At 58.8% G+C, this 11,501-nt stretch carries 11 protein-coding genes and 2 tRNA genes; 1 reads left to right on the forward strand and 12 read right to left on the reverse strand.

Features of this window, described 5'->3' with window-relative positions; all coding sequences use genetic code 11:
• The 9 genes from E4656_RS06895 to E4656_RS06935 form a co-directional block, all read right to left on the reverse strand.
• Window positions 1-978 (reverse strand): ABC transporter permease, encoded by a 978-nt coding sequence (locus tag E4656_RS06895; protein ID WP_135482455.1) that lies wholly within the window; start codon window positions 976-978, stop codon window positions 1-3.
• A gap of 108 nt (window positions 979-1,086) precedes the next feature.
• Window positions 1,087-2,754 carry an ABC transporter substrate-binding protein gene (locus tag E4656_RS06900; RefSeq protein ID WP_135482456.1) on the reverse strand — a complete coding sequence of 556 codons (1,668 nt, stop codon included), beginning with the start codon at window positions 2,752-2,754 and terminating at the stop codon, window positions 1,087-1,089.
• A 386-nt stretch (window positions 2,755-3,140) separates the two neighbouring features.
• Complete coding sequence (locus E4656_RS06905; protein WP_167855963.1) at window positions 3,141-3,935, reverse strand: TIGR04219 family outer membrane beta-barrel protein; 795 nt, start codon at window positions 3,933-3,935, stop codon at window positions 3,141-3,143.
• Between the two features lie 56 nt (window positions 3,936-3,991).
• Window positions 3,992-4,705, reverse strand: coding sequence for a phosphoribosylaminoimidazolesuccinocarboxamide synthase (gene purC, locus E4656_RS06910; RefSeq protein ID WP_135482458.1), 714 nt, complete (start codon window positions 4,703-4,705; stop codon window positions 3,992-3,994).
• Complete coding sequence (locus E4656_RS06915) at window positions 4,702-5,484, reverse strand: MBL fold metallo-hydrolase (protein ID WP_135482459.1); 783 nt, start codon at window positions 5,482-5,484, stop codon at window positions 4,702-4,704. The genes purC and E4656_RS06915 overlap by 4 nt, the downstream gene beginning before the upstream one ends.
• Entirely contained in the window at window positions 5,484-6,083 is a 600-nt protein-coding gene (locus tag E4656_RS06920; protein ID WP_135482460.1) for a hypothetical protein, read from the reverse strand. Before E4656_RS06920 ends, E4656_RS06915 begins: the two co-directional genes overlap by 1 nt.
• A 13-nt stretch (window positions 6,084-6,096) precedes the next feature.
• The gene (gene dapA, locus E4656_RS06925; protein WP_135482461.1) at window positions 6,097-6,972 is read right to left on the reverse strand and encodes a 4-hydroxy-tetrahydrodipicolinate synthase; all 876 of its coding nucleotides are present in this window, start codon (window positions 6,970-6,972) and stop codon (window positions 6,097-6,099) included.
• 111 nt (window positions 6,973-7,083) lie between these two features.
• The gene (locus tag E4656_RS06930; protein WP_135482462.1) at window positions 7,084-8,226 is read right to left on the reverse strand and encodes an AI-2E family transporter; all 1,143 of its coding nucleotides are present in this window, start codon (window positions 8,224-8,226) and stop codon (window positions 7,084-7,086) included.
• Between the two features lie 3 nt (window positions 8,227-8,229).
• The gene (locus E4656_RS06935) at window positions 8,230-8,469 is read right to left on the reverse strand and encodes a sulfurtransferase TusA family protein (RefSeq protein ID WP_135482463.1); all 240 of its coding nucleotides are present in this window, start codon (window positions 8,467-8,469) and stop codon (window positions 8,230-8,232) included.
• Between E4656_RS06935 and E4656_RS06940 the strand changes: the two genes are divergently transcribed.
• On the forward strand, window positions 8,468-9,913 hold the full coding sequence (locus tag E4656_RS06940; RefSeq protein ID WP_167855964.1) for a M48 family metallopeptidase: 1,446 nt from the start codon (window positions 8,468-8,470) through the stop codon (window positions 9,911-9,913). The genes E4656_RS06935 and E4656_RS06940 overlap by 2 nt on opposite strands.
• A 33-nt stretch (window positions 9,914-9,946) precedes the next feature.
• Here the strand turns inward: E4656_RS06940 and nadA are convergent, their stop codons facing one another.
• The 3 genes from nadA to E4656_RS06955 all read right to left on the reverse strand — a co-directional run bounded on the left by nadA (window position 9,947) and on the right by E4656_RS06955 (window position 11,418).
• A complete protein-coding gene (gene nadA / locus E4656_RS06945; protein WP_135482465.1) occupies window positions 9,947-11,002 on the reverse strand; it encodes a quinolinate synthase NadA in 1,056 nt (351 codons plus the stop codon).
• Window positions 11,003-11,173: 171 nt separating this feature from the next.
• A tRNA-Lys gene (locus E4656_RS06950) sits at window positions 11,174-11,249 on the reverse strand.
• 93 nt (window positions 11,250-11,342) lie between these two features.
• Window positions 11,343-11,418, reverse strand: a tRNA-Lys gene (locus tag E4656_RS06955).
• Between the last annotated feature and the right edge of the window lie 83 nt (window positions 11,419-11,501).

The following is an 11,501-nucleotide window of genomic DNA, read 5'->3' on the forward strand; positions in this document are numbered from 1 at the left end:
TCAACTCCTGCGCAGCCGGGGATCCAGTACCACATAGACCAGGTCCGCAATGAAATTGGCCGCCAGAGTGGCGACGGTGATGATCAGGAGCAGCCCCTGAATCAATGGATAGTCACGGGCATTGATGCCGTTGAACAGCAGCCGGCCGAGCCCCGGGTAGTTGAAAATGACCTCGGTAATCAGGGAGCCGGCCACAATGAAGCCGAAGGCCATGGCAAAGCTGGTCACACTGGGCAGCAACGCATTGCGCGCGCCATAGCGGAACATGACGGCGGTATCGCCCAGGCCCTTGGCCCGCCCCATGTTGATATAGTCCTCACCGAGCAGGTTGATCATGTTGTTGCGGATGGTGACCAGAAAGCCACCGACCTGCACGGTGATGAGTGTGATCAGCGGCAGCACGGCGTGATGCGCCACGCTGGCGACAAAGGCGAATGACCACGCCGGATCATGGTCCAGTCCATAGGCCCGACCGACGGGAAACCAGCCAAGCATGACGGCGAACACGAACAGTGCCAGTATCGACAGCACCACGGCCGGTATGGATTGCATGACCAGCGCCAGCGGGGAGACTATGGAGTCGAACAGGCCACCCCGACGCCAGGCGGCATAGATGCCCAGCAGGCTGCCCAGGCTGAAACTGATCAGGGTAGACAACCCGACCAGCAATAGTGTCCAGGGCAGTGCAGTACCGATCACGTCATTGACCGAGAAGGGATAGAAGCTGACCGACAAGCCGAGGTCCCAGTTGAACACGCTTTTCAGGTAAATCAGATACTGCTGCCAGATGGGACCTTCGACAAAACCGAAGGTCGCACGCAGTGCATCCATGGCTTCCGGGCCAAGAGTGCTGCCGGATTGCGCAAACATGATCTGTACCGGGTCGCCGGGCATCATGCGCGGCAACAGAAAATTGAAAGTGCACGCCACCACGAAGGCTGCCAGATAGAAGCCCAGGCGGCGCAGAAAGAAATACATAGCGGTTCACCGTCCGTTCAGTGCGGGCCCCGAAGAGGCCCTGTTCAAACCCTGAAACAGTCGGCAGCAACCTTCACAAGGCGCCGCCGACAGTCACCGACGTTCGTCTCAGTTGCGCGGGCTCAGATCGAGCACGTGCAGCAGACGCTCCGGGTTGCCCGCATGCGGCTGTGGTCGGCCGCCGGGGTTGTCCGCATTCCACCAGCCAGTGAAGCGGCTGTCGTTGTACTGGTACCACATCGGGTTGTTGAAGACCGGAATGATCGGCATGTCGCGCGAGAGGATGGCCTGCATCTCGTGCATGATCGTTTCCTGCTCGGACTGCTCGGCCACCGTGTAGAACTGTTCCAGCAGGCCTACCAGCTCGTCGTTGTGATAACGAGCCGCAGCATCGCGCCGACGGTCAACAAACCGCGGATGGTAAGCACCGTCAATCTGCCGGTGCGGTGTAACGCCGGGCAGCCAGGAATTGATGCCGCCGGTAAACTCGCCCGAAATGTAGGCCTCATCCCAGGCTGCTACCTCGGGAGTGCGTGCCTCCACGTTCAGTCCCAGGTCCTGCAGGTCCGACACGGCTATGCGAACGGTGTTGACCCAGTCAGTCCAGCCATTGGGGACAATGAGCTCGAAGCGGATGGACTCTCCGGAAGGGGTGTTCAGGTAGCCGTCGCCATTGGAGTCTTCATAGCCTGCTTCAGCCAGCAGGGCGCCAGCCGCATCCAGATCATAGTCCATGAATTCACTGAACTCTGCCAGGATATCGGCATCCGCCCAGAGGGCATACAGCTCGCCCAGACCGCTGGGGTCCTGATTGATCGTCGGGTAGCCATAGCCTGCCACATTGACCATTGCCTGCCGGTCCATGGCCATGGAGAAGGCGCGGCGGAAGTTGATGTCGTTGAAGGCTTCGCGGTTGCCGTCCGCAGACGCGTTCAGGTTCAGCACCATGCCGACCAGACTGCCCGGTGGCAGCCAGTAGTGGTGGTGGTCGGGGTCATGCGCCACATAGGTCTGGTCAATATCCGGGATGAACGACCCGAACCAATCCAGCTCACCGTCAGCACCGGCCAGCAGGACGTTGTCGTTGCTGCCCAGCTGCGGGAAGCGCAGACAGTCCACTTCCAGGTTGTCGTTATCCCAGTAATGCGGATTGCGACACTGCACATAGATCTGGGAGGAAAAACGGTCAATCTCGGTAAAGGGGCCGCTGCCCACAGGATCGGTATTGGCGTAGGACACCGGGTCGCTGACTTCGGACCAGATATGCATGGGCACGACAGGCACCTCGGCAATGCGTTCATGCACACCGGTATAGACTTCCTGCAGATGGAAGATCACCCGATGGTCGCCCTCGGCTTCTACCGACTCCAGGCGATCGTCCCACATCCCCCATAGGTCCAGTGCCGGCTCATCCCGGATCATTTCATAGGTGAACACCACGTCTTCGGCGGTAAAGGGCTCACCATCGGACCAGGTCACGCCTTCGCGCAGGTCAAAGGCGATACTCATCAGATCATCCGCATAATCGTCACTGATGGCGAGACGGTAATGGGGCTGGCCCTGGTCGAAGACGTTGTAGATTACCAGCGGTTCATAAATGAACTCGCGGGTGGAACGCAGTCGTGTGGTTTCATTGAACGGGTTGAAGTTCCGGCTCCATGAACTCTGAATCTCGATATTGACGGTCAGCACATGGCGATCCTGATCCGCCAGAGCCCCCGGGGACACCCCCATGGCCATAAAAGCCACGGCAGTTGCCGTTATCATTGTTCTCATGATTCCTCCTGCTGCAATTCTCTCAGAAATGAAAATTATTTTCTTTTGATTCTAATTTAGTATTTATAGGTCTCTACTTTAAGCCCATTTTTCTGCATTTGGACCTGTATTGATCTTATATTGGACTTACTAAAGATTTCAAGATTAGTTTTATGAAAATAATTTTTAGATCCAGATTAAGTCTCTCGGCAGCACAGGGGAACATGGCCGGGTTGCAGGCAGGGCAACGGATAGCCGACCACGGCAGCACAGACAGCAGACAGCAGACAGCAGACAGCAAGGAGTGTCACAGCAAAGAAAAGTGAAACAACGGAGAGGAAAGAACAGAAGGCAGCTGAAACAGCCTGCTGGTGCAGGCTGTCTCAGCTACCCTGTTGAGGCGCAGATCAGAAGGTGAAGGCGGTACCGACAAAGAAGCCGGAGGTTTCGAACTCCAGCTTGAAATCGTCGTCGATCAGTCCGAACTCTTCACCATCAACATCAATGGACCAGTTTCTGTAGCCGCCTTCAATACCCAGACGACCGACCCAGTCCAGCGGCAGAGGTGCGTACCAGCGCGCCTTGACGTTCCAGTCGGTATGACTGATGCCATCCAGCGGCAGGGTATTCAGTTCACCGGACAACTCGACGTCAACCACCGGCAATGTCACCCCGCCCGCCAGATGCCCGGCCGGAAGCGGAATACCGGTAAAGCTTTGCGATACATCACCAAAGGTATCATCTTCGAATTCGAACTCACCCAGCAGCCAGCGCACATTGAGGCCAAAATCGACATAGTAGTCGAGGCCGGGCGCCAGGTCCGGCAGGCTGTAGAACAACGTGGTATCAAGGTGGCTCATGTCCAGCAGCGCACTGCCCTGGCCACTGTATTGATCACCATCAATCTCGAATGGCGTCGTCTGTACGTTGTCGTTCTCGAGCATGAGACGTTCATACTTCAATTTCAGATCCGGCACGACTGGAATACCAATGCGTCCACCCAGATAGAAGCCATTCTGCGCTTCCAGATCCAGATTGGCCTGGCCGCCGCTGCCGGTCAGCGAGGCGTCGTCACCAATCTGGCCACCATCCAGGCTCGGAAAGGTCATGCCACCGCCGAACTCGAAGTCGACAAAGGGAGCGGCCTGTGCACCCGGCACCACAGTAGCCAATGTGGCGGCGACGATCATGGTCTTTTTCATGCTGTTACTCCTGGCTGTTGCTGAGCGTTCGGACATTGCTTGAAGCCCGCTGCATTTCAGTCGAACTGCACGCCAATGCGCCGTCCGACTTCTTCGTACGCCTCGATAACATTGCCGAGATCCTGTCGAAAACGGTCCTTGTCCATTTTCTCCAGCGTCTCGCTGTCCCAGAGACGACAGCCGTCCGGAGAGAACTCATCCCCCAGAATCAACTCTCCCTTGAACATACCAAATTCCAGCTTGTAATCCACCAGGATCATGTTGCCGGCTGAGAACAGGTCCACAAGAACACGATTTGCAGCCAGGGTCAGCGCCTTCATCTGGTCAATCTGCCCCTGATTCGCCCAGCCGAAGGTCAGAATATGGCTGTCGTTGATCATGGGGTCACCCAGCGGATCATCCTTCAGAAAGAACTCGAACACGGGGGGCGTCAGTGTCTGGCCTTCCTTGACGCCCAGGCGACGCACCAGGCTGCCGGCAGCCCGGTTGCGCACCACGCACTCGACCGGCAGCATGGTGAGGTTCTTCACCAGTGACTCATGGGCCGACAGGCGGCGCTCAAAATGGGTCGGTATGCCGGCGGCGGTCAGTTTTTCCATGACAAAGGCATTGAACTGGTTGTTCACCTGCCCCTTGCGCGCCAGTGCGGCTTTCTTCTTGCCGTCAAAAGCGGAGGTGTCGTCACGGAATTCCAGAATCAGGTAGTCCGGCTGATCGGTGTAGTAGACCGACTTGGCTTTACCGGAATAGAGCAGCTCTGCCTTGTTCATGCGGGGTCCTCGATACGGGTCTGCACCTGACACCAGTCAAAACCGGCCTCCTGGGTGCTGATACGGAGCTTGTGTTCATGGCCGGGCATGGCGGCGGCAAGCACCGTCCGGGCCCGGGCCGGGTCGTTGTTCTGTTCACTGATATGGGCAATCACCACCTGCTGCAATCGATCCAGATCCATCTGGCGCAGCAGGTCGGCACTCTGTTCATTGCTGAGGTGCCCGAAATCACCGCCGACGCGACGTTTGAGCGAAGCCGGATAGGGCCCTTCGGCCAGCATGACCGGGTCATGATTGGCTTCCAGAATCAGGGCATCCAGATTCTGGTAACACTGGGCAATAAAGGGGGTGATATGCCCCAGATCCGTCAGCAGACCAAGGCGCGCGCCACCGGCAGAAAATACAAACTGGCAGGTTTCACGCGCATCGTGCGGCACAATCACCGGCTGTACTTCGATCGATCCGAGCTGAAAGGTGCTGGTCGCATCGATAATGCGCACATGAGGCTCCTGCCGGGATTTCAGACCGATGGCCGTGCCGGCGGACATATAGGCCGGAATATTGAGCTTGCGGCACAGCGCCCTGACGCCCTTGCCGTGGTCGCCATGTTCATGGGTGACGAGCACGGCGCGCAGACTGGCCGGATCAAACGCCAACCTCTCCATGCGTGCAATGGCTTCCCGGGCGGCAAACCCACAGTCCACCAGCACTGTGGTATCGCCCTCTGCGATCAGCGTCGCATTGCCCTTGCTGCCACTGCCCAGAGAGGCATAACGCATTATGAAAGTTCCGCGTAGAGCTGTTCCAGCAGATTGCGCTGTGTACCCACCGGGAACGGCTGGTCTTCTTCGCGCCGTTCCAGATGCACCTGGGTACCGGCACCCAGCGAATAGAAATAGACGTAGATGACCGGGCGCCGCGGGAACAGTTGATCACTGCGGCGTTCCAGCCATTCGGAGCCATCTATTTCGATTCTGTTTTCAGAATCAAGCCGGGTGCGCCGAACCTCCCAGCCCAGACTGTCAAAAGCGGCTCTTACCTGCTCCGACGCCACTGCAGGTTCATCCGGCATCTCGATCAGGGGCAGGCCATTGGAGTCGATGTAAAGCCGTAACCGCTCGATGCGACGCTCGGTCACATCGGACTGCACTTCCAGATCCAGCCGGGGGGCACGCAACGACACGGGCGTACCGGCCGGCAAGGGCTCGGGCAGCCAGTAGCGATTACTCGCCTGCGGCAGCACCTCACTCTGGGTGCGCCAGTCCAGCTCGCGCTCCTGAGTGGTCTGCAGGTCCTGGCTGGCACAGGCACTCAGCCCGGCACCAATCAACAGCATAAGCGCCAGACGCCTGGCGATCGGCATCAGATTCGGCATCACTTCAGCGCACTCCTCACAGTACACCGGATTCGATCAGGGCCTGTCGGACCTGATCATGATACTGCTCCGCCAGCGGCACCAGCGGCAGCCGAATACCCGGTGGTATCAGCCCCATCAGATTGAGTGCCCACTTGACCGGTACCGGATTGCTCTCCAGAAACAGGTTCTTGTGCAGCGGTTGCAGCGAAGCATCCAAACGTTCAGCCAGTTCCCGGTTGCCTTCAATGGCCGCCATGCACATGCTCTGCATGGCTCTGGGGGACACATTGGTGGTGACGGAGACGACGCCGTCGCCACCGGCCAGCAGGAAGTCCAGGCTGGTAGCGTCGTCACCGGAATACATGGCGAAATCCTGCCCGGCCATGGCCTTGATGGCCTGCACGCGCGAGATGTCGGCAGAGGCATCCTTGATGCCGATGATATTGGGAATCCGGGCCAGTCGGGCCACGGTTTCGTTACTCATGTCGGTCACTGTACGGCCGGGCACATTGTAGAGCATCAGCGGCAGATCGACGGCCTCGGCAATGGTCTTGAAGTGCTGGTACAGGCCTTCCTGACTGGGCTTGTTGTAGTAGGGCACTACCGACAGCGTCAGATTGGCCCCGGCCTCTGCAGCCGTTTTGGTGAGCTCCACCGCTTCCATGGTGTTGTTGGACCCGGTTCCCGCCAATACGGGTATGCGACCACGGCAGTAGTCAGCGGTAAATTTGATCACCGCCTTGTGCTCGGCCATGGTCAGCGTAGCGGATTCACCCGTGGTTCCGACGGACACGATACCCTGGGTACCGTTTTCGATATGGAACTCCAGCAACTGCTCCAGGCTTTCCCAACTGATGCTGCCATCCTGGTTCATGGGGGTGACCAGAGCAACGGTGCTCCCTTTGATCATGCGGTGCCTCTCTACTATTCAGGAACGGCGGTAATTTTAACCGTGCAATGGTAATGCTGAACGCAGGTAACCTCAACCTGAATGGGGTTACCGGCGTCCTGATCAGGTTGGTCAGCGCTTGTCTTCGGCCGGCGGCTGTTGCTGTTGGGATGATTCCAATGTCCGGCTGGGCCACGGAGTCTCCCCCAGGTCCGGGTGTTTGGGCCAGGCATTGAAGACGGCCTTGATCAGAGTCGCCAGAGGTATGGCGAAGAAGACGCCCCAGAACCCCCAGATGCCGCCAAAGAAGAATACCGCCACGATGATGGACACCGGGTGCAGATTGACCGCCTCCGAGAACAGCAGCGGCACCAGCACATTGCCATCCAGCACCTGAATCACCAGGTAGGCGCCAAGAACAATGTAGAAGTCACTGCTGATGCCGAACTGGAACAGCGCAATCAGGGCTACCGGAATGGTCACCACGGTGGCACCGATATAGGGTATGAGAACGGACAGACCGACCACTACTGCCAGCAGGGCGGAATAGTTCAGACCCAGAATCTCGAAGGTAATGAAGGTCACGGCGCCTACAATCAGGATTTCGATCACCTTGCCGCGAATGTAGTTGGCGATCTGCATATTCATTTCACGGCCAATGTCGGTCAGCAGACGGCGGCGCGTCGGCAGCATGGACAGCGTGGCCTGCCAGAGAGTAGTGCGATCCTTCAGCATGAAGAACACCAGCAGCGGCACGATCAGCAGGTAGATCAGTACGGTAACGATATTGGGCAGTGTCGACAGCGAATAGCTGACCAGGCGCGGCAACTGGGCCGCCGCCTGATTGCCGAGTGCGGCCAGATTCAGTTGCTGGATCCACTGCATGACCTGTTCTTCGTCGAAGATTTCGGGGAAACGCTCCACCAGCAGGTTCAGGGACGCCTGCATTTCGATAATCATCTTGGGCAGTTCAGTGGTCAGCGTCATCAACTGGGTCCACATGAACGGGAACAGCACCAGCCCGACCAGCAGCAGCAAGCCGAGGAACAGCAACGACAGCAGGCTGGCAGCAACCACCTGCGGGATGCGCCAGCGCACCATGCGATCCATTGCCGGCGCCAGCACATAGGCCACGATCAAGGCAGCGATGACGGGGGCCAGAATGCCGCCGAACAGCCAGATGGCGAGCATGGCTCCGACCAGGACAAAAGCCAGAATGATGGCTTCCTCGTCGGAAAAATAGCGGTGGTAGATACTCTCGATTACCTTCAGCATGCCTTACTGTCCTGCTTCAATCTCACCCACCCAGATGTTGTCAGTTCGTGTTTCACGCAAGAGTTGATGCGGACTCGCCGCCAGAAAGCGGGGAATGTCACGGGCCGAGCCCGGATCGTCTGCAATTACCCGCAAGCGCGCGCCGGGCTCGGCCCGGGCCAGCCACTGCTTTACTTTCAGCAATGGTAAAGGGCAAGCCAAACCACTGGCGTCGATGATGTCTTGCTTTATATTGGTTTGCATGAAGCTTTTCACTTTCTTCTCACCCCGGCGCCAGTCTACCCGGGGACTCAGAGCGGGCCAAGGTATTTCCCTGCTCGCCGTCGCCCTGATTCTGTTTTCGTTCGCCCGCGGTGATATCCTGATTGGCGATTTGCCCAATCTGGGCCAGCAGGACATTCGCGCACAGAATCAGGAAACCGGCGCCGGATTGCGCTATCTCAGCTTTCTCAATGCGCAGGGCATGACCACCCAGGACCCTGGGCTGACCTATTATCTGGAGCAGTCTACCCTGCCCCTGCTGCCGGCGTTCAGCAGCGATGGTACCAGCAGGGATCTGATCATATTTGGCATCAACCATCGCAGTTTTAACGCCTTTGCGCTGCCCGGCGGCCTGATCGGGGTCCATGACGGCCTGCTTGATATGCTGACGGAAACCAGCGAGGTACAGGCCATACTGGCCCATGAACTCGGCCACCTGGCTCTGGGCCACCACCAGCGGCTGGCGCAGGCGCGGCGGCAGTCCACTGGCCTGGTGATCGCCAGCATTCTGCTCGCACCGCTGGCCTGGCAGGTCGACCCGGATCTGGCCATCGGTATGATCTACGGCGCTCAGGGCACTGCCATACAGCAGCAACTGGCGTTCTCGCGCAGCATGGAGGAGGAAGCCGATCGCATGGCAGTCACGGCCATGCGCTCCGGCGGTTTGCCTCTGAATGGCCTGATCGGGGCCTATGAAGCCATGGCGTCTGCCCAGCGTTTCCAGTCCGGCACGGCCGGCACGCCCTATCCGACTACGCACCCGGACGTGCGCGCGCGTCTCGCTGACCTGCGCAACCGCATAGAGGGCGATCCGGCAGCAGATGCCATGGCACCCGACATTCCCCTGTGCTGGATTCAGCTCGATCGCGGCCTGACCGTGCGCGCTGACGATCAGCGCTGTGAACAGTACGCCGCCTGGCACCAGGCCAACGACACTGCCGAACGCTACGCCCTGTGGCATGAGATTCTTGATGGCCATGCGGCCAGCCCCTACCTGCTGTTCAGAGCCGCCGACTGGCTGACCAATCAGGCCACCAGTGAAGACCGCGAGGCTCTGGCCGAGCGCCTGATCAGCTATGGGGAACTGGTGCCGGACAACTGGCTGGCCGCGCTGGGTCTGATGCAGTTGCACAAGGAAGGTGTTATCGAGCTGCCCCAGCGGCAATGGTCACAGTGGCGCACTATTCTGATGGCCGAAGCGCCGGCCAATGATCTGCTGGCCTGGAACACCCTGCGCCTGGCTTATCCTGGCGAGCATGAACGGCACCGGGCCTTTCGAGCTCAGGCGCAGACGACCTGGATCAATGGCGACATGGACATGGCCATCCGTCAACTGCGGCGGGCAGCAGAACTGAGCGAAACCAATTCTGAACGCTCACGCTGGGAAAGCCAGCTGCGCAACTGGGAACGCGCGCAGCAACGCTGAGCGGGAAAGAGCCTGTGGCTGTACTGCCACTGCCTACTTGCGCGCAGCGGCAAAATCCAGCATGCGACGCAAGGGCACCAGGGCCCGCTCACGCAACTCCGGATCCACCCGAATTTCCTGCTGATCGCCCTGCAGGCTCTGCATCAGCGCATCCAACTGGTTCATGGCCATCCAGGGGCAATGCGCACAGCTGCGGCAAGTAGCACCATTGCCGGCCGTAGGTGCCTCGATAAAGGTTTTGTGCGGATTGGCCTGCTGCATCTTGTAGAAGATGCCGCGATCAGTCGCCACAATAAACTGCTGCTGCGGCATATCCTGGGTGGCCTTGAGCAACTGGGTGGTGGAACCCACCCGGTCAGCCAGTGCCAGCACCGGCTTCGGGCTCTCGGGATGCACCAGTACGGCAGCTTCCGGGTAAACGGCTTTCATGCGCTCGATACCCTGCGCCTTGAACTCTTCATGGACCACGCAGGCGCCGTCCCACAGCAGCATGTCCGCGCCGGTCTGATCAGCCACATAGCGCCCCAAATGCTGATCCGGCGCCCACAGAATCTTTTCGCCCTGCGCATGCAGGTGCGCCACCAGGTCCACCGCGATGCTCGAGGTGACGACCCAGTCGGCCTGTGCTTTCACAGCGGCGGAGGTATTGGCGTAGACGACTACGGTGCGGTCCGGGTGCCGGGCGCGCAGGGCGGCAAATTCATCGGGCGGGCAGCCCAGATCCAGTGAACACTCGGCGGCGAGTGTCGGCATCAATACGGTCTTGTTGGGGCTGAGTATCTTGGCAGTTTCACCCATGAAGCGCACCCCGGCGACGACCACGGTAGAGGCTTCGGTTTCGGCGCCGAAACGGGCCATTTCCAGCGAGTCCCCGATGAACCCGCCGCTGATCTCGGCCAGTTCCTGCATCAGAGGGTCTGTGTAGTAGTGGGCTACCAGCACTGCACCACGACGCGCCAGCTGATCCTGAGCCTGTTGCAACTGCGCACGCCTGGCCTCACCACTCAACACGTCCTGTTGCGGGTGTGCAGGAACACAGATTGCTTCGATGGATTCCGGCCTGGTGCCGACTTGATAGGATGCTGTCATCAAACTGTATCCGGACCTTTATCCCGCCTCATGGCTGTAACCCATTCTCTTGCTTCGTCCTGTACCCAGTATACTGGGGTCAAAGGGGTTGGTCATCAAGGTGCATGATCCGGAGTTTTTCGACTGTCCGGACTGCATTACGGGCTGAGCACTTGCATGGATGCGGGAAAGTGGTGGGTCGTGCAGGATTCGAACCTGCGACCAATTGGTTAAAAGCCAACTGCTCTACCAACTGAGCTAACGACCCAATGGCGCGAATTGTGCGGATTCCTGCGGAAAAAGTCAAAGAAAATGAGGCACTTAGCCTGCACCCATTACTTCGGACCGGACAGCAGAAAGCTGGTGGGTCGTGCAGGATTCGAACCTGCGACCAATTGGTTAAAAGCCAACTGCTCTACCAGCTGAGCTAACGACCCGCCCAAACGAGGCGCATATAATAGGGATTTTTTGCCGGAGCGCAACCCCTCTGTCGAGTAGACAGTAGGCAGTAGGCAGTAGA

The sequence above is a fragment of the Natronospirillum operosum genome (genome assembly GCF_004768465.1).
Lineage (GTDB): Bacteria > Pseudomonadota > Gammaproteobacteria > Pseudomonadales > Natronospirillaceae > Natronospirillum > Natronospirillum operosum.

Excerpts from the sequence above, each read along its gene's own strand:
- E4656_RS06895 (WP_135482455.1), bottom strand. The coding sequence starts at position 978 with ATGTATTTCTTTCTGCGCCGCCTGGGCTTCTATCTGGCAGCCTTCGTG.
- E4656_RS06900 (WP_135482456.1), bottom strand. The coding sequence starts at position 2,754 with ATGAGAACAATGATAACGGCAACTGCCGTGGCTTTTATGGCCATGGGG.
- E4656_RS06905 (WP_167855963.1), bottom strand. The coding sequence starts at position 3,935 with ATGAAAAAGACCATGATCGTCGCCGCCACATTGGCTACTGTGGTGCCG.
- purC (WP_135482458.1), bottom strand. The coding sequence starts at position 4,705 with ATGAACAAGGCAGAGCTGCTCTATTCCGGTAAAGCCAAGTCGGTCTAC.
- E4656_RS06915 (WP_135482459.1), bottom strand. The coding sequence starts at position 5,484 with ATGCGTTATGCCTCTCTGGGCAGTGGCAGCAAGGGCAATGCGACGCTG.
- dapA (WP_135482461.1), bottom strand. The coding sequence starts at position 6,972 with ATGATCAAAGGGAGCACCGTTGCTCTGGTCACCCCCATGAACCAGGAT.
- E4656_RS06930 (WP_135482462.1), bottom strand. The coding sequence starts at position 8,226 with ATGCTGAAGGTAATCGAGAGTATCTACCACCGCTATTTTTCCGACGAG.
- E4656_RS06940 (WP_167855964.1), top strand. The coding sequence starts at position 8,468 with ATGAAGCTTTTCACTTTCTTCTCACCCCGGCGCCAGTCTACCCGGGGA.
- E4656_RS06935 (WP_135482463.1), bottom strand. The coding sequence starts at position 8,469 with ATGCAAACCAATATAAAGCAAGACATCATCGACGCCAGTGGTTTGGCT.
- nadA (WP_135482465.1), bottom strand. The coding sequence starts at position 11,002 with ATGACAGCATCCTATCAAGTCGGCACCAGGCCGGAATCCATCGAAGCA.